Source organism: Bradyrhizobium sp. USDA 3650, assembly GCF_054057395.1.
Window position 1 is genome coordinate 1,581,201 of the sequence record NZ_JBSRZG010000001.1, and the last position, 17,874, is coordinate 1,599,074.

The window sequence follows — 17,874 nt, forward strand, 5'->3', positions numbered from 1 at the left end:
TGCCATCGCAAATCGATCGGAATCCGCAATCGCAGCATGAGACAGCTTTATTGATCTTCGAACGATTCCAAATAGTTTGCGATCAGTAGACGCTCTGGTTGAGAACGAAGAATGACAGCGGTTTTTGAGCCTTGGGACGAAACGCGCGGCGCCGAGATCATCGCCGAACACAGCGAGCAGGAAGGCGCGACGCTGGTGATCCTGCACGCACTCCAGGAGGCGTTCGGCTACGTGCCGGGGGCAGCCATTCCCATGGTGGCGCAGGCGCTCAATCTGTCCCGCGCCGAAGTGCATGGCGTGTTCACGTTCTATCATGACTTCCGCCACAAGCCGGCCGGCCGCCACGTGCTGAAGCTCTGCCGTGCGGAGGCCTGTCAGGCGGCGGGCGGCGACGCGCTGGCGGCACGTGCGGAGGCAAAACTCGGCGTATCGCTCGGCCACACCACGGCCGACGATCGCGTCACGCTGGAGCCGATCTACTGCCTCGGATTGTGCGCGACCGCGCCCTCCGCGATGCTCGACGGCCGGCTCATCGGCCGGCTCGATGAAAAGCGTATCGATGCTCTCGTTGCGGAGGCGCAGCGATGAGCATCCGTCTATATGTCTCTCGCGACGCGGGCGCGCTTGCGGTCGGCGCCGACGAGGTCGCGCTGGCGCTGGAGCAGGCTGCAGCGAAGCGTGGCATCGCCGTCGAGATCGTCAGGACCGGCTCGCGCGGCCTCTACTGGCTCGAGCCGCTGGTCGAGGTCGCGACACCGCAGGGCCGGATCGCGTTCGGCCCTGTGACCGAGACCGATGTGCCCTCCCTACTCGACGCGCTCGCGAGCAACACGCCACATCTGCTGCGGCTCGGGGCTACCGACGAGATCCCCTGGCTCAAGCGCCAGACCCGCCTCACCTTCGCGCGCTGCGGCGTGATCGACCCGCGCTCGCTCGACGACTACCGCGCCCATGGCGGCTACAAGGGCCTGGAGCGCGCGCTCTCGCTTGGCTCGGATGCGATCCTCACCGAGGTCACCGCGTCGGGCCTGCGCGGCCGCGGCGGTGCGGGCTTCCCGACCGGCATCAAGTGGAAGACGGTCGCTCAGACGAAAGCGGATCGCAAGTTCATCGTCTGCAACGCCGACGAAGGCGACAGCGGCACCTTCGCCGACCGCATGATCATGGAAGGCGACCCCTTCCTCGTCATCGAAGGCATGACGACCGCCGGCATCACCGTCGGCGCGACCAAGGGTTACATCTATATCCGCAGCGAATATCCGCACGCGGTCGAGGCGATGAACGCGGCCATCCAGGCTGCGAAGCACGACGGCTATCTCGGCGCGAACATCGGCGGCTCAACATACAGCTTCGATCTTGAGGTGCGCGTCGGCGCCGGCGCTTACGTTTGCGGCGAAGAGACCTCGCTGCTGGAAAGCCTCGAAGGCCGCCGCGGCCTCGTGCGCGCAAAGCCGCCACTGCCCGCGCATCACGGCCTGTTCGGCAAGCCGACCGTGATCAACAACGTGTTGTCGTTCGCCGCCATCCCCTTCATCCTGGCCGAAGGCGCAAAGGCCTATGCCGATTTCGGCATGGGCCGCTCGCGCGGTACGATGCCGATCCAGCTCGCCGGCAACATTCTCCACGGCGGGCTGTTCGAGACGGCGTTCGGCGTGACGCTCGGCGAGCTCGTCGATGACATCGGCGGCGGCACGTTCACGCGCCGCCCGGTCCGCGCGGTGCAGGTCGGCGGTCCCCTGGGCGCCTACTTCCCGCGCGCGCTGTTCGACACCCCGTTCGACTACGAGGCCTTCGCCGCGCGCGACGGCCTGATCGGCCATGGCGGTATCGTCGTGTTCGACGACAGCGTCGACATGCGCAAGCAGGCGCGTTTCGCCATGGAATTCTGCGCCATCGAATCCTGCGGCAAGTGCACGCCGTGCCGGATCGGCTCGACCCGCGGCGTCGAGACGATCGAGAAGATCATCAAGGGCGAGCGCGTGAGTGAAAACCTCGCACTCGTCGAAGACCTCTGCAACACCATGAAATTCGGCTCGCTCTGCGCGCTCGGCGGCTTCACGCCCTACCCCGTGCTCAGCGCACTGAAGCACTTCCGGGAGGATTTCGTCCCGGCCCCGACCACGCTTCAGGCCGCGGAATAGGAGAACGACAATGTCTCTGATCGAAGAAATCGACTTCGGCACGCCGCGCTCGAAATCGGAAACGATGGTGACGCTGACCATCGACGGCAACCAGGTCACGGTGCCCGAGGGCACCTCGATCATGCGGGCGGCGATGGATGCCGGCCACCAGATCCCGAAACTCTGCGCGACCGACATGGTCGACGCATTCGGCTCGTGCCGCCTTTGCGTCGTCGAGATCGAGGGCCGCGCCGGCACGCCGGCCTCCTGTACCACGCCTGTCATGCCCGGCCTGATCGTGCACACCCAGAGCGAACGGCTCAAGAAGCTGCGCAAGGGCGTGATGGAGCTCTACATCTCCGACCATCCGCTCGACTGCCTCACCTGCGGTGCCAACGGTGATTGCGAGTTGCAGGACATGGCCGGCGCCGTGGGCCTGCGCGACGTCCGTTACGGCTATGACGGGGAGAACCACGTCTTCGCGAAATCCCACGGCGAGATCAACGCCGCCTGGATGCCGAAGGACGAGTCCAACCCGTACTTCACCTACGATCCCTCCAAGTGCATCGTCTGCTCGCGCTGCGTCCGCGCCTGCGAGGAGGTGCAAGGCACCTTCGCGCTGACGATTTCCGGCCGCGGCTTCGACAGCCGCGTGTCGCCTGGCATGAGCGAGAGCTTCCTCGGCTCCGAATGCGTCTCCTGCGGCGCCTGCGTGCAGGCCTGCCCGACTGCGACGCTGACCGAGAAATCCGTGATCGAGATCGGCCAGCCCGAACACTCGGTCGTCACCACCTGCGCCTATTGCGGCGTCGGCTGCGCCTTCAAGGCCGAGATGCGCGGCGAGGAAGTCGTCCGCATGGTGCCGTACAAGGACGGCAAGGCCAATCGCGGCCATTCCTGCGTCAAGGGCCGCTTCGCCTGGGGCTACACCAACCACAAGGAACGCATCCTCAACCCGATGATCCGCGAGCGGATCGAGGATCCCTGGCGCGAAGTGTCGTGGGACGAGGCCTTCTCGTTTGCCGCCGACAGGATGCGCGGCATCCAGAAGAAATACGGCCGCGACGCCATCGGTGGCATCACGTCGTCCCGCTGCACCAATGAAGAAACCTATCTGGTGCAGAAGCTGATCCGCGCCGGGTTCGGCAACAACAACGTCGACACCTGCGCTCGCGTCTGCCACTCCCCGACCGGCTATGGCCTCTCGACCACGTTCGGCACCTCTGCCGGCACGCAGGATTTCGACTCGGTCGAGGACACCGACGTCGTCGTCGTCATCGGTGCCAACCCCGCTTCGGCCCACCCGGTGTTCGCCTCCCGCCTGAAGAAGCGGCTGCGCCAGGGCGCCAAGCTGATCGTGATCGATCCGCGCCGCACCGAGATGGTGGAATCGCCGCATGTGAAGGCGCTGCACCTACCGTTGATGCCCGGCACCAACGTTGCGGTGATGACGGCGCTGGCGCATGTGATCGTCACCGAAGGCCTCGTCGACGAGGCCTTCGTGCGCGAGCGCTGCGACTGGAGCGAGTTCGAGGAATGGGCGGCCTTCGTTGCCCAGCCGAACAACAGCCCGGAAGCCACCGCCATCCTCACCGGCGTCGATCCGAAGGATCTGCGCGAAGCAGCCCGCGTCTACGCCACCGGCGGCAACGGCGCGATCTACTACGGTCTCGGCGTCACCGAGCACAGCCAGGGCTCGACCACCGTGATTGCGATCGCCAACCTCGCGATGGCCACAGGCAATATCGGTCGTCCCGGCGTGGGCGTGAATCCGCTGCGCGGCCAGAACAACGTGCAGGGCTCCTGTGACATGGGCTCGTTCCCGCACGAGCTGCCCGGCTATCGCCATATCTCGGGCGATGCCGTGCGGGACCAGTTCGAGGCGCTGTGGAATGTCAAGCTCAACCCCGAGCCGGGCCTGCGCATTCCCAACATGTTCGACGCCGCGGTCGAAGGCACCTTCATGGGGATCTACGTGCAGGGCGAGGACATCCTGCAATCCGATCCCAACACCAAGCATGTGGTGGCGGCACTCTCGGCGATGGAATGCGTCATCGTCCACGACCTCTTCCTGAATGAGACCGCGAACTACGCCCATGTGTTCCTGCCGGGCTCCAGCTTCCTCGAGAAGGACGGCACCTTCACCAATGCCGAGCGCCGCATCCAGCGTGTCCGCAAGGTGATGACGCCGAAGAACGGCCTCGCCGATTGGGAGGTCACCATCGGCCTCGCCAAGGCCATGGGCTTCGAGATGAGCTACAGCCATCCTTCCGAGATCATGGACGAGATCGCGGCGCTGACCCCGACCTTCGCCGGCGTCTCCTATACCAAGCTCGACGAGCTCGGCTCGGTGCAGTGGCCCTGCAACGACAAGGCGCCCGAGGGCACGCCGGTGATGCATATCGACGGCTTTGTCCGGGGCAAGGGCAAGTTCGTCGTCACCGAATATGTCGCGACCGACGAACGCACCGGCCCGCGCTATCCGCTGCTGCTCACCACGGGCCGCATCCTCAGCCAGTACAATGTCGGCGCGCAGACCCGGCGCACCGAGAACGTGGTCTGGCATGCCGAGGATCGGCTGGAGATCCATCCGCACGATGCCGAACAGCGCGCCGTGCGCGACGGGGACTGGGTGCGGCTGAAGAGCCGCGCCGGCGAGACCACGCTGCGTGCGGAGATCACCGATCGCGTCGCGCCGGGCGTCGTCTACACCACGTTCCACCATCCGGACACGCAGGCCAACGTCATCACGACCGACTATTCGGACTGGGCGACCAACTGCCCCGAATACAAGGTCACGGCGGTGCAGATCTCGCCGTCGAACGGCCCGTCCGACTGGCAGAAGGCCTACGACGCCCAGGCGCGGCATTCCCGCCGCATCGCGCCGGCCGAGGCCGCGGAGTAGCGGCGTGCACGTGCCGATCCAGGCCATCGACCGCGATATCTGGCGCGACGGTGTCGCGTCCGAAGGAGCGCGGCTGATCCCGGAGGAGACGCCGCTGGCGCTGACCTACAATGGCGGCACCTACGGCGTCATGATGGGAACGCCGCAGAACCTCGAAGATTTCGCGGTCGGCTTCAGCCTGAACGAAGGCATCATCAAATCCGTCGATGACATCAAGTCGCTCGAGATGGTCCGCCTCGACGACGGCATCGAGCTGCGCATGTGGCTGGCCTCGGAAGATGCCGCGCGCATTGGCGAGCGCCGCCGGCACATCGCCGGTCCGACCGGCTGCGGCATTTGCGGCATCGACTCGATTGCCGAAGCCGTACGGCCTGCGGCCGTCGTGCCGCAGGGGCAGACGTTTACGCCCGAGCAAATCATGGCGGCGATGCAGGCCATCGCCCCGCTGCAATCGATCAATCTGCAGACCCGCGCCGTTCATGCCGCCGCGTTCTGGTCGCCTGCCGGCGGTATCGTCGCGCTGCGCGAGGATGTCGGCCGCCACAACGCGCTCGACAAGCTCGCCGGTTCGCTGGCGCGCAGCCGTACGGCTGCAAGCGGCGGCATCGTGCTGCTGACGAGCCGCGTCTCGATCGAGATGGTGCAGAAGACCGCCGCCATCGGCGCGCCGGTGATGGTCGCCGTCTCTGCGCCGACTGCCCTTGCGGTGCGCACCGCGGAGGCCGCCGGCATCACGCTGATTGCCATTGCCCGCCAGGACGGGTTCGAAGTGTTTTCGCATGGCGGCCGGGTTGTCGCCCGTCATGCCACGGAGGTTGCCGATGTCGCCTGACCGCCTGATCTACATGGCCAACCAGATCGGCACGTTCTTCCGGAGCCAGGGCCACGACAAGGCCGTGCCGGGCATCGCCGACCACATCAAGAAGTTCTGGGATCCGCGGATGAAGCGCGCGATCTTCGCCCATCTCGATGCCGGCGGCGCGGGCCTGGAGCCGAACGTGCGGGAGGCGCTCACCTCGCTGAGGCCGACGACGTCCCTTCCAGCAGCGCCCTGAAGACACGGCGCACCTCGCTCTGCGTCTCCTTCACGCGCGCCTCCAGCGAGGAGAAATGCGGCGCATCGCCGGCGCGTGCCATCACGCGCAGGAGGTCCGTGCCGGCGGTCTCCGGCTTGAACCGGTCACTGACGCAGAGCCGCAGGATCTGCGTCAGGTCGTGATAGAGCCGCGCCGCGGCCCGCAATATCTCGGTCTCCGATTGTGCGAGCACGCCGAGCCTGCATGCATTGTCCAGCACCTGCGTGGTGCCGACGTCGAGAATTTCCGGTTTCTCGTGCGCATGCACGAGCTGGAGATATTGCGCGATGAAGTCGATGTCGACCATGCCGCCGGCAGCATATTTCAGATCCCAGCAATCGGCCTCGCCCTTCTCTTGGGCGATCGCGCGCCGCATGTCGGCAACATCGTTGGCGGTGATTGCGGGATCGCGGCGACGGGTCAGGACATCGCGGATGACGTGTTCGATCCGCTCCCGGAATTCGGGCGAAGCCGACACGACGCGCGCGCGCGTCAGCGCCATGTGCTCCCAGGTCCAGGCCTCGTTGGCCTGGTAGTCCGCGAACGAGACGAGGCTCGAGGCCACAGGGCCGGCACGCCCCGAGGGGCGCAGCCGCATGTCGATCTCGTAGAGCACTCCGTAATTGGTGCGCGTCGTGAACGCACTGATCAGGCGCTGGGTGAAGCGGGCGAAGTAATGCGCACCTTGCAGTGACTTCGCACCGTCGGAGTCCGGATTGTCGCTGTCGAAATCGTAAAGCAGGATCAGGTCGAGATCGGACGACGCGGTCATCTCGCGACTGCCGAGCCGGCCCATCGCGATGATTGCGCTCTCCTGCCCCTTGATCCGGCCATGCTGGGCGGCGAAACGGTCGGCGACGAGACCATGCACGGTATGGACGATGCCCTCGGCGACGTCGGCAAAGGCCGTGCTCGCCTGCTGCGCCGAGACGGTGCCGGAGAGAATGCGCGTGCCGATCAGGAACAGGCTCTCCTGCCCGAACAGACGCAGGCGGTCGAGGAACTCTTCGTAAGAGCCGGCATCCTGCACGGTGGTCGCAAGCCGCCCCGACAATTCCTGCCGGTCGGGCATGGCGCCGAAGAAGCGCGGATCGATCAGGCCGTCCATGAGCTGCGGCTGCCGCGCCAGCATCTCGCCGAGCCGGGGCGCCGCGCCCAGCACCAGAGCCACGAGCGCGACGAGATCGCGGTTCTGACCGAGCAGCGTGATCAGCCGGCCGCCGCGCTGAAGCGCTCCAAGGAAATGGTCGAACGCCACGACGGCCCGATCCGGCTCCTCGGCATGAGCGAGACCGTCGATCAGGGCCGGCACGAATTCGACGAAAGCATTTCGCGTCGCCTCGACGCGGAACACGCGGTACTCGCCGATGATCCAGTCACGCACGGTCTGCGCGACGGCGGCAGGCTTCTTGAAGCCGAGCGTGGCCAGATACTGAAGCAGCCGCGGATCATCGGGACCCGCACTGTAGTCGAGCGCCGGCAGCTTGGCCGTGCCGGTCGGATCGTCGCCCTCGAACAGTTTTTCGTAGTGGCCCTGAACGATCTCGAGCTGGCGCAAGAGATCGCGGGCAAAGGCCTCGCGATCCGGATAGCCGAAGAACCAGGCGAAACGCTCGACCGCCTCCTTGTCCTCGGGCAGTGTGTGGGTCTGCTCGTCGGCTATCATCTGGAGGCGATGCTCGACCCGGCGCAGGAATTGGTACGCCGTGGTCAGCTCGTCACGCGCCGCAATCGTGATCCAGTTGCTGGAAGCAAGCACGCCGAGTGCGGCGAGCGTCGGCCGCACGCGCAGTTCGGGATGTCGTCCCCCGGCGATCAATTGCTGGGTCTGGGCGAAGAACTCGATCTCGCGGATTCCGCCGCGCCCGACCTTGACGTTATGGCCTTCGACCGCGACCTCGCTCTGACCGCGATAGGTCTGCATCTGCCGCTTCATGTCGTGAACGTCGGCAAGCGCGGCAAAGTCGAGATGCTTGCGCCAGACGAAGGGCGCGATCTCCGCGAGCAGCGCCTCGCCTGCCCTGGGATCGCCGGCGCAGGCGCGCGCCTTGATCATCGCGGCGCGCTCCCAGGTGCGCCCTTCCCGCTCGTAGTAGTTCAGCGCGGCGTCGCGCGAAATCGCCACCTGCGTCGAGGATGGATCGGGACGCAGGCGCAGATCGACGCGGAAGACGTAACCGTCATAGGTGCGCTGCTGGAGAATGCGTGCCATCCCCTGCGTCACCCTCACGAAGAAGGGCTGGGGTTCGATATCCGCGGCCAGCGTCGTATTGTCGGGATCGAAAAACACGATGAGATCGATGTCGCTGGAATAGTTCAGCTCGCCTGCGCCCATCTTGCCCATCGCAAGCACGATCAGCCCGCAGCCCTCCTCCGGCGCCTCGGGATTGGGCGGCGAGAGCTTGCCACGTGCGGCTTCCTGCCGCAGCAGGTATTGAAGCGTCGCCCGCACCGAGGACACCGCGACATCGGTAAGCGCTGCGGTCACCCGCGTTACCGGCCAGACCCCGCCGATGTCGCACAGTGCGATCAGGAGCGCGGCCTCCGCCTTCATGCGGCGCAGCAGCCGCATCACCTCGGCTTCGTCGGATGCCGCGAGCACCGCGCCGTTCGCCTCCGCGACCAGCGTGGCGAGATGCGCATCCGGTTCGCATTCCAGCAGCCGGATCAGGCGCTGCGGATCAGCGCGCAGCAGCTCGAACAGATAAGGCGAGAATTCCGCGATGCCAGCCAGGATGTCCCGCGCGAAGCGGTGAGCCAGCAGCGCTTGAAGACGGGTGAATTGCGCGGGCTCGAGCTCGGCCAGCCAGCTTTCAAAACGTCCTTGGTCGGTGGCGGAAGCGGCAATATGGGGAGCCTCCGCGAAGCGTGCGGCAAGTCTCTCACCATGCTTGTCCGCGTTTCCCGGCGCGGAATGGTTCATGCCACCTTCTGTGGCACATCCTGCATTGGCGGAGCAACCCTGTCGCCGGCCCCCGCGCGCGCCGGCAGCACAAGCGTGGCGACAAGCCCGGGCTGGGCGTCACCCAACCTCAACTCACCGCCATGCAATGTCGCGACCGCCGAGGCGAGACTGAGGCCGAGGCCGGATCCAGGCAGCGTGCGGCTGGCTTCCAGCCGCACGAATCGCTCGACGGCATGCTTGCGGTCGGCCTCGGGGATTCCGGGGCCGCGATCGGTGACGCTGAGCAGCACCTGGTCGCCCTCGCGTTTCGCCTCGATCGTGATCTGCCTTGAATCGAGGCTGACCACGGTTCCACCTGTTAGCGCGACCGGCTTGCCGTATTTGATCGCATTCTCGACCAGATTGGCGAGCGCCTGGCTGATCAGTTCGCGGTTGGCGTGCACTGGCGTCGGATCGGCCTTGACCTTCAGCGTCATGCCGTCGTCTTCAGCCAGCGGCTCGTAGAGCTCGTGGATGCCGTTGGCGACATCGGCCGCGTCGAAATCGTCCATGTTGCCGCGCGCCTGCCCGGACTCGGCGCGCGCGATCATCAGCAGCGCGTTGAAGGTACGGATCAGGCCGTCGGATTCCTCTATGGTCCGCTCCAGCGCGGCGCGGTAGTCAGCCTCGCTGCCTGATTTCGCCAGCGCCTCCTCGGCGCGGTTGCGCAAGCGTGTCAGCGGCGTCTTGAGATCGTGGGCGATGTTGTCGGAGACCTCCTTCAGCCCCGCCATCAGCGCCTCGATGCGCTCCAGCATGGCATTGAGGTTTTCGGCGAGGCGGTCGAGCTCGTCACCGCTGCGTCCTACCGGCAGGCGCTCGCTGAGATCGCCGGTCATGATGCGATGGGCCGTCCCGGACATGGCGTCGATGCGCCTGAGCACCCTGCGCGCGACGAAGATCCCGCCGCCCAGGCCAAGCACCACGACGATCAGCACCGACCATTGCGCGGCCTTGGCGACGATGCCGAACAGGCGCCGCCGCTCGGCGAGGTCGCGGCCGATCAGAAGCCGGAAGCCATTCTCGAGCTCGGTGACGCGCACCAGGGCGCGATGGTCGCGCTCGTCCGCATCCTCGATGCGCCGATACGCCGTCTCCGACCAGCCGCGCGTCGCCATCACGCCGGGCGCCAGCGAGCCGACATTGCCGGCGATCGCCTGCCCGGTCGGCGTGGTCACGAGGTAGAGGTTGGCCCCCGGCCGCAGCGCCCGGTACTCAATCGCGCGCACGAGGCCGACCAAGCCGCGGCGGCCGTAGATCTCGTTGATCTCGGAGGTCTCGGCATTGACCGTCTGCGTGATTTCCTCGGTGATCAGCCGCCGCGTATTCCAGGCGAAATAGGCCAGCAGCGAGGCCGCGAACATCGCGAACAACAGCAAATAGACCAGCGTCAGCCGGAATGCCGTGGTGCGGACGAGTTTACCGAATGCCGTCACGGATCATGTATCCCGCGCCGCGGATCGTGTGCAGCAGCGGCCGCTCAAAACCCTTGTCGATCTTGGAACGCAGCCGTGAAATGTGCACGTCGATCACGTTGGTCTGCGGATCGAAATGATAGTCCCACACGTTCTCCAGCAGCATGGTGCGGGTCACCACCTGGCCCGCATGCTTCATCAAATATTCGAGCAGGCGGAATTCGCGCGGCTGCAGCGTCAGCTCGTCCTTGCCGCGCGCGACACGATGGGAGAGCCGGTCGAGCTCGAGATCGCCGACGCGGTACAGTGTGTCCTCGGCCGGACCGCCGCGGCGGCGCGACAGCACCTCGACCCGGGCCAACAGCTCGGCGAAGGAATAGGGTTTCGGCAGATAGTCGTCGCCGCCGGCGCGCAAGCCCTTGATGCGATCGTCGACCTGGCCGAGCGCGGAGAGAATCAGCACCGGCGTCGAATCGTCCTTGTCGCGGAGCGCGCCGATCACCGACAGGCCGTCGCGCTTGGGCAGCATGCGGTCAACCACCAGCACGTCGTAGTCGCCGTTCTCGGCCATGGCGAGGCCTTCCTCGCCGTCGGCGGCGTGGTCGGCAATGTGCCCGACCTCGCGAAACGCCTTCACGAGGTAGTCGGCGGATTCGCGGTCGTCTTCGATGATGAGGAGGCGCATCGTGCGTTCGGCAACGGTCAAGGGAGTGAACCTTCTCTAAACATGGCGCGAGCGGCAATCGCATGCAAGCCGAGTGAGAGACTCTGGCATCGAGAAAAAGGCGGGCGGTGAAGCTGGGGGGACTTCACCGCCCTAGGCCTTCCGACGGAGGGGGGCGTATTCCACCGGAAGGTAGACAGGGGAAGCAAACGTTGCGCTGCTCCCCCGAAGGGCGCCGTCGGCGGGGGCGACTGATGCCGGCGACACCCTTCATCTCGGAGGCCTCCTGAGGCCTGGCCCTTGGTTAACCCTTGGCGATGGGCACGGCGACGAAGCGCGACTGGCCGCCGCTCTTCACCCGCATCAGGACGCTGTTCTTGTTGTCGGTCCGCGCCGTGTTGATGGCGTCGCGGACTTCACCGGCGGTGCTCACGCTCTTGCCGCCGACTTCGAGAATCACGTCACCTTCCTTGAAGCCGCGCTCGGCTGCGGCGCTCTTTGGATCGACTTCGGTGATCACGACGCCTTCCTTGCCGGCGCCGGCCACGGAATCGGCGGGCGCCACGGTCATGCCGAGCTTGGGCACGTCGGTGCCGCGGCTCGCGCCCTTGCCGCTGTCCTTGTCGATGTCGGCCTTGGCCTCGATCGTGTTCGGCAGCTGGCCGAGGGTGAGGTTCACGACCTTGTCCTGGCCCTTGTGCAGCACGTTGAGCTTCACGGTCGCGCCGGGCGCCAGGCCGCCAATGGTGCGGGCGAGCTCGCGGGCGTCCTTGACCGATTCGCCGTTGACCGACGTGATCACGTCACCGGACTCGATGCCGGCCTTGGCCGCCGGACCATTCGCCTGCGGCTCGGCAACCAGCGCGCCTTCGGCCTTCTTCATGCCAAGGCTGTCGGCGATGTCGGATGTCACCGGCTGAATCTGCACGCCGATCCAACCGCGGCTGACCGAGCCCTTGTCCTTGAGCTGCGCCACCACGCTCTTCACGGTGCTGGCGGGGATCGAGAACGCGATGCCGACGCTGCCGCCGGAAGGCGAGTAGATCGCGGTGTTGACGCCCATCACCTCACCGTTGGTGTCGAAGGCCGGACCGCCGGAATTGCCCTTGTTCACGGGCGCGTCGATCTGGATGAAATCATCGTAGGGGCCGTTGCCGATGTCGCGGCCGCTGGCCGAAACGATGCCAGCAGTCACGGTGCCGCCGAGGCCGAACGGGTTGCCGACCGCGAGCACCCAGTCGCCGATCCGCGGCTTGCCGTCGGCAAGCTTCGCGAACGGGAAGTTCGAGCTGCCCTCGACCTTGATCAAGGCGAGGTCGGTGCGCTGATCGGTGCCGATCACCTTGGCGGTGTAGGTCTTGCCGTCGTCGGTCGTGACCTCGACCTTGTCGGCGCCGTCGACCACGTGGTTGTTGGTCACGGCGAAGCCATCAGCCGAGATGAAGAAGCCGGAGCCCTGGCCCTGCACGACGCGGCCACGACCGCCACCACCCTTAAGGCCCGGGATGCCATCCGGACCACCGAAGCGGCGGAAGAACCGCTCCATCGGCGAGCCCGGCTGGAACGGCGACTGCGCGTCATCACCGTCGTCATTGCTCGCGGTCTTTTCCTTGATGTTGACCTTCACCGAGATCACCGACGGTTTCACGCGCTCGACGATGTCGGCGAAACCAATCGGGCGTTCGACCTTGCGGACCTCGTTGTTGACCTGTGCATGCGCCGGGCTCGAGAACAGGTCGGCCGGCGAGGTCGACGTGCCGAAGCCGTAGACGGCGGCGCCGAGGCCGGCGACAACCGAGGCCATCAGCGCGATCTTGCGGGCCGAGAAAACGGACCGGCGGGGCTGCCGGTAGGACGGAAGGTTCGAGAGGTCGGAACGGTCGGTCATGCAGAGATCTCCAGGGCCTTGAAATCCATTTGGCGCCTGACGGCGGCACCTTACGGACCTGAAGATGGGGGCTGCCGCCTTACCGTGCGCTGGCGGCGGGGTTAAACTTTTGTAATGAACGCGGAATGCGGATGCGGCAGTTTATCGCGGCCGAAAGTAGTGAACCTGTAGGAACTTAACGAAGTTCCGGGAACGCCCGCGCAGCGCCGGCTGCTGCGCGCAGCAACGTAGCTAGTGAGACTTGGCTTCATCCGCCATCAATGCGGCGAGCCGCGCTTCCTCGTCGGGCGTGAGCGGCGGAGCCGGTAGGTCTGCACCATTTCGCGAGCGCCGGCGGATTTGAAGCCATAGCGCCAGGCCGCCGCCAAGCAGCAGCAGCGGCGCGAGCAGCCACAGCAGCATGTTCTGGCGCTCGAAGCGCGGCTTGAGCAGCACGAACTCGCCGTAGCGCGCAACCAGGAAATCGAGCACTTGCGAATTGCTGTCGCCGGCCGCGATGCGCTCGCGCACCAGGAGCCGCAAATCGCGCGCGAGCGGCGCATCGGAATCGTCGATCGACTGGTTCTGGCAGACCATGCAGCGCAGCTCGCGCGACAAGTCGCGTGCACGCGACTCCTTCGCAGGGTCCGACATGATCTCGTCGGGCTGCACGGCATGCGCCGCAGGCAAGGCCAGCAGCATCAGCGCGATGAACGCGACCATCATTCGGCGCATCAGATCACTCCGCCGGCTGCAGGCGCTGCTTTGTCCGCGCCGGTTTTGGCGCACCCACCCGCAGGCGCCGGTCCGACAGCGACAGCACGCCGCCGAACGCCATCAGCACCGGCCCCCACCAGATCAGCAGCACCAGCGGCTTGTGATAGATGCGCACGGCAATGGCGCCCTCGGCAGTGGCGTCGCCGAGCGAGATGTAGAGCTGGCTGGCGCCGCGCGTCAGCAGCGCGGCCTCGGTGGTCGAGGAGCCGCGGGTGGTGAAGCTGCGCTTGGATGGCGTCATCACGCTGAGCTTCTCGCCGTCACTGCTGACGTTGAATTCGGCGATCATCTCGTGGAAGTTCGGCCCTTGGCGCTGAAACAGGCCATCCAGCTTGACGTCATAGCCGGCGACATGGGCGATGTCATTCTGCTTCATCGTTGCGATATATTCGCTGTTCCAGGTGGTCTCGCAGACGATTCCGATCAGCGCGACGCCGAGGCCGGCATGCGCAAATACCGAGCCCCAGGCCGAGCGCGGCAAACCGCGGGCACGATGCAGCGTCGTCGCGAACGGCAGGCGGAACAAGCCGGTTCGTTCGGCCAGATCCGTCGCGGCGCCGGCAATGACGAAGACGCCAAGTCCGATTGCCAATGGCGCCAGCGCGCTGCCGCCGCGCGCCCAGCCCCAGACCATGGCAACGGCGACAAGCCCGGCAACGCCGGCCGCGAGCAGCCGTTGCGTAACGCCAAGCAGATCGCCGCGTTTCCATGCCAGCATCGGACCGAACGGCACGGCGAGCAGCAACAGCGTGAACAGCGGGGCGAAGGTGAGATTGTAGAAGGGAGCACCGACCGACATCTTGAAATCGGCGAGCATCTCCATCGCCAGCGGATAGAGCGTGCCGAACAGCACCACCGCGCAGGCGACCGTGAGCAGCAAATTGTTCAGCACCAGCGCACCTTCGCGCGAGATCGGCGCAAACAAGCCGCCCTGCTTCAACGACGTCGCGCGCCCCGCGAACAGCGACAGGCTGCCCCCGATGAACAGGCAGAGAATCAGGAGAATGAACACGCCGCGGGTTGGATCGGTCGCGAAGGCATGCACCGAGGTGATGACCCCCGAGCGCACCAGGAAGGTCCCGAGCAGCGATAGCGAGAAGGTCAGGATCGACAAGAGGATGGTCCAGACCTTCAGCGCGTTGCGCTTCTCCATCACCAGAGCCGAATGCAGCAGTGCGGTGCCGGCAAGCCACGGCATCAGCGAGGCGTTCTCGACCGGGTCCCAGAACCACCAGCCGCCCCAGCCCAGTTCGTAATAGGCCCAGTACGAGCCCATGGCGATACCGAGGGTCAGGAAGATCCAGGCAACCAGTGTCCACGGCCGCACCCAGCGCGCCCACGCGGCATCGATCCGCCCCTCCAGCAACGCCGCGATCGCGAAGGAGAACGAGATCGAGAAGCCGACATAGCCGAGATAGAGCATTGGCGGATGCACGGCGAGACCGATGTCCTGAAGCACCGGATTGAGATCGCGTCCCTCGATCGGCGGGTTGGCGATGCGCAGGAACGGGTTGGAGGTCACCAGGATGAAGAGATAGAAGGCGCTGGCGATCCACGCCTGTACGGCCAGCACATGCGCGCGCAGCGACAGCGGCAGATTATTGCCGAAGGCCGCGACCAATCCGCCGAACAGCGCGAGGATCGACACCCACAACAGCATCGAACCTTCATGGTTTCCCCACACGCCGGTGATCTTGTAGAGCAGCGGCTTCATGGAGTGGGAATTCTCGTAGACGTTGGCAACCGAGAAATCCGACTCTACGTGCAGCATCACCAATGCGATGAACGACGCACCGACGAACAGAAGCTGCGCCAGCGCAGTGGAGCGCGCTACATTCATCAGCGCGTCATCGCGCAGCCGCGCGCCGATCAGGGGCACGATGGACTGGATCAGTGCCAGTCCGAGCGCCAGCACCAGCGCGTAATGTCCTGACTCCGCGATCACCGAATTGCTCCCTGCGGATTGCCCTGCGCAGTCGTGGCCCCAGGCTTGACGCTATCTGAAGCCTTGACGCCATCGGAAGCCTTGGCGCCGTAGTCATCCTTCCAGTGCCCCTGCTTCTTCAGGGCATCGGCAACGTCCTTGGGCATGTAGGTTTCGTCGTGCTTGGCGAGCACCGTGTCGGCCTTGAACACGCCATCGGCGTCGAGCGCGCCTTCGGCGACGACGCCCTGCCCTTCGCGGAACAGATCAGGCAAAATGCCCTTGAAGGCGACCGGAAGCTTGGCGCCGCCGTCGGCGACCTCGAAGGTCACTGCGAGATTGTCGCCGCGCTGGAGCGAGCCGGGCTGCACCAGGCCGCCGAGGCGAAACCGCTTGCCGGGCGCGACGTGCTTCTCGGCGACCATGGTCGGGGTCGAGAAGAACACGATGGAGTCGCGCAGTGCGTTGAGCACCAGCCCGGCCGCGAGCGCGAGCACGGCAAGCGAGCCGCCGATGATGGTCATACGTCGCTGCTTGCGCGTCATGGCGTATCCATTCCCTGCCCGTCTCGTCGTGACATCGTCATCCGTCGAGCCCGAGTGTCTTGAGGCCTTCATCGAGCTGGCGCAACCGCGCTGCATCGTTGGCAACTGCCTGGCGGGCATCGGTCGATGCCCCCACCGCCTTGTCGCGATCCCCCATCACGAGATAGGCGCGCACCAGGCGCAGCCAACCCTCGACGTCGTCGCCGTTCTGCTTGAGGCGCGTGGCGAGCCGCTCGACCATGCCGCGAACCATCGCGTTGCGATCGCCCTCTTTCATGTCCTTGGAAGCTGCGAGGGTTTCATCCGACAGCGCCGGCATCGTCGCGCCACCGCCGCCGACCCGGGCGAGCGAGGTCTGCACCAGAGGGCGCCACGGCGCATCCGCCGGCGCTTTCGCCAGCAGCGCGCGCCAGATATTGGCGGCATCGTCCTTGCGGCCGTCCTGCTCGGCGGCGAGACCGAGAAAATAGTTCGCCTTAGGGTCGTCGGCGCTGAGCGCCCGCGCGCGCTCGAACTCGGTCTTGGCCTCGGCGGTCACGACGCCGCCGGCGGCGGCCGAGATCGCTTCGCCGAGATCGGACCGGCGCTCCGCGCTCTCGCCGTTGTAGGTGAGCGAGTTGCGATAGGCGCGCACGGCGTCGTCGAAGCGGCCAAGCCGCTCCAGCACGGGCGCGATCACGTTCCAGCCGCGCCCGTCGGTCGGATTCTTTTCCAGATGTTGCTCGACCTGGACGACCAGATTCTCGAGCGACTGCGCCATGCCGGACCCGGATCCGCGCTCCCGCTGCGCCAATGGAAAGTCCTGAAGCCTGGGCGAGCCGAGCGGCACGTAGACGCTGATCGCAACCAGCGGCAGGCCGGCAAGCGCCAACACGGCCGCCGCGCGGCGCCATTTGAGGCTGGATTTCGGCGCCGTTGCGGGCTCGCTGCCGGCTGCGGCGAGCAGCCTGCGGCTGACCTCGACGCGCGCGGCCTCAGCTTCGGGCGCTGCGATCAGCCCTGCGGCAAGATCACGCTCGATCTCGGCGAGTTGGTCCTTGTAGACCGCGACCTCGCTGCCCTGATTTTGCGTGCGTCCGCTACGGCCGAGCGGCAAAAGCACGGCGAAGATCGCCGCGACCGTCATCAGCGCGAACACGAACCATAGCGTCATCTGGCAAGCTTCCGGCAGCGCGCAAGCCGCGCCCACAGGTGGCTTTACACCACGGCCGGACGATGCGGCAATTGTCAATTCGGCGCGACCGCGCACGGTCCCGAAATGGTGGAAATCCAACGGCTTAGCTGATCTCGAAGTCCGCGCTTTGGGCGGCGTCCTCGCCATGCCCGTTGAAGGCCTTCAGGAAGTATGTTCCCGGCTCGATAGCGTCGGGCAATCTGATGCGCAACGCCCCGACCGGAACGGGCGATGCAACCCTGGTGACGGTCTCAGGAAGCTGCCGACCGCTTGCCTTTTCGACCAGCACCACCTTCGCGCCGACCATCAGCCTTTGATATTTGGCAACGACGACGCGATTTTCAATTTCGATGGAACTGATAACGGATTTCATGCGCCCACAGATAGAAATATCAACATTTGCACGGCGACCGTAGGGCCCGACATCGGCACCGTCAACCTGAAATTGTGACTACTGAAATAT

The 17,874-nt window shown here is 65.9% G+C and carries 14 protein-coding genes; 5 read left to right on the forward strand and 9 right to left on the reverse strand.

The annotated features are described in order from the left end of the window. The first annotated feature begins 111 nt into the window (after positions 1-111). Genes ACVIN2_RS07640 through ACVIN2_RS07660 form a run of 5 tightly spaced genes read left to right on the forward strand, consistent with a single transcriptional unit; the run spans position 112 to position 6,080 of the window. Entirely contained in the window at positions 112-588 is a 477-nt protein-coding gene (locus ACVIN2_RS07640) for a formate dehydrogenase subunit gamma (RefSeq protein ID WP_456765127.1), read from the forward strand. Further along, positions 585-2,141: a formate dehydrogenase beta subunit gene (locus ACVIN2_RS07645; RefSeq protein WP_456765128.1), complete on the forward strand. Its 1,557-nt coding sequence runs from the start codon at positions 585-587 to the stop codon at positions 2,139-2,141. Before ACVIN2_RS07640 ends, ACVIN2_RS07645 begins: the two co-directional genes overlap by 4 nt. Positions 2,142-2,151: 10 nt before the next feature. Then, positions 2,152-5,025: a formate dehydrogenase subunit alpha gene (gene fdhF / locus ACVIN2_RS07650; RefSeq protein WP_456765129.1), complete on the forward strand. Its 2,874-nt coding sequence runs from the start codon at positions 2,152-2,154 to the stop codon at positions 5,023-5,025. 4 nt (positions 5,026-5,029) lie between these two features. Continuing rightward, positions 5,030-5,857, forward strand: a complete 828-nt coding sequence (gene fdhD / locus ACVIN2_RS07655; RefSeq protein ID WP_456765130.1) for a formate dehydrogenase accessory sulfurtransferase FdhD — start codon at positions 5,030-5,032, stop codon at positions 5,855-5,857. Further along, on the forward strand, positions 5,847-6,080 hold the full coding sequence (locus ACVIN2_RS07660) for a formate dehydrogenase subunit delta (RefSeq protein WP_456765131.1): 234 nt from the start codon (positions 5,847-5,849) through the stop codon (positions 6,078-6,080). The genes fdhD and ACVIN2_RS07660 overlap by 11 nt, the downstream gene beginning before the upstream one ends. Here ACVIN2_RS07660 and ACVIN2_RS07665 read toward each other — a convergent pair. From ACVIN2_RS07665 to ACVIN2_RS07705, 9 genes are all read right to left on the reverse strand, one after another. Further along, positions 6,037-9,024: a bifunctional [glutamine synthetase] adenylyltransferase/[glutamine synthetase]-adenylyl-L-tyrosine phosphorylase gene (locus tag ACVIN2_RS07665; RefSeq protein ID WP_456765132.1), complete on the reverse strand. Its 2,988-nt coding sequence runs from the start codon at positions 9,022-9,024 to the stop codon at positions 6,037-6,039. The two genes, ACVIN2_RS07660 and ACVIN2_RS07665, sit on opposite strands and share 44 nt — an antisense overlap. After that, complete coding sequence (locus ACVIN2_RS07670) at positions 9,021-10,481, reverse strand: ATP-binding protein (RefSeq protein ID WP_456765133.1); 1,461 nt, start codon at positions 10,479-10,481, stop codon at positions 9,021-9,023. The genes ACVIN2_RS07665 and ACVIN2_RS07670 overlap by 4 nt, the downstream gene beginning before the upstream one ends. Next, a complete protein-coding gene (locus ACVIN2_RS07675; protein WP_035969420.1) occupies positions 10,465-11,145 on the reverse strand; it encodes a response regulator transcription factor in 681 nt (226 codons plus the stop codon). The genes ACVIN2_RS07670 and ACVIN2_RS07675 overlap by 17 nt, the downstream gene beginning before the upstream one ends. 283 nt (positions 11,146-11,428) lie before the next feature. After that, entirely contained in the window at positions 11,429-13,012 is a 1,584-nt protein-coding gene (locus tag ACVIN2_RS07680) for a Do family serine endopeptidase (protein ID WP_456765134.1), read from the reverse strand. A gap of 231 nt (positions 13,013-13,243) precedes the next feature. After that, the gene (locus ACVIN2_RS07685; protein WP_456765135.1) at positions 13,244-13,726 is read right to left on the reverse strand and encodes a cytochrome c-type biogenesis protein; all 483 of its coding nucleotides are present in this window, start codon (positions 13,724-13,726) and stop codon (positions 13,244-13,246) included. Between the two features lie 4 nt (positions 13,727-13,730). Continuing rightward, positions 13,731-15,713, reverse strand: coding sequence for a heme lyase CcmF/NrfE family subunit (locus tag ACVIN2_RS07690; protein ID WP_456765136.1), 1,983 nt, complete (start codon positions 15,711-15,713; stop codon positions 13,731-13,733). Further along, positions 15,710-16,237 (reverse strand): cytochrome c maturation protein CcmE, encoded by a 528-nt coding sequence (gene ccmE, locus ACVIN2_RS07695; protein ID WP_456765137.1) that lies wholly within the window; start codon positions 16,235-16,237, stop codon positions 15,710-15,712. Before ccmE ends, ACVIN2_RS07690 begins: the two co-directional genes overlap by 4 nt. 37 nt (positions 16,238-16,274) lie before the next feature. After that, positions 16,275-17,390 (reverse strand): c-type cytochrome biogenesis protein CcmI, encoded by a 1,116-nt coding sequence (ccmI, locus tag ACVIN2_RS07700; RefSeq protein WP_456765138.1) that lies wholly within the window; start codon positions 17,388-17,390, stop codon positions 16,275-16,277. Positions 17,391-17,514: 124 nt separating this feature from the next. After that, positions 17,515-17,784, reverse strand: a complete 270-nt coding sequence (locus ACVIN2_RS07705; RefSeq protein ID WP_456765139.1) for a hypothetical protein — start codon at positions 17,782-17,784, stop codon at positions 17,515-17,517. Positions 17,785-17,874 lie beyond the last annotated feature (90 nt).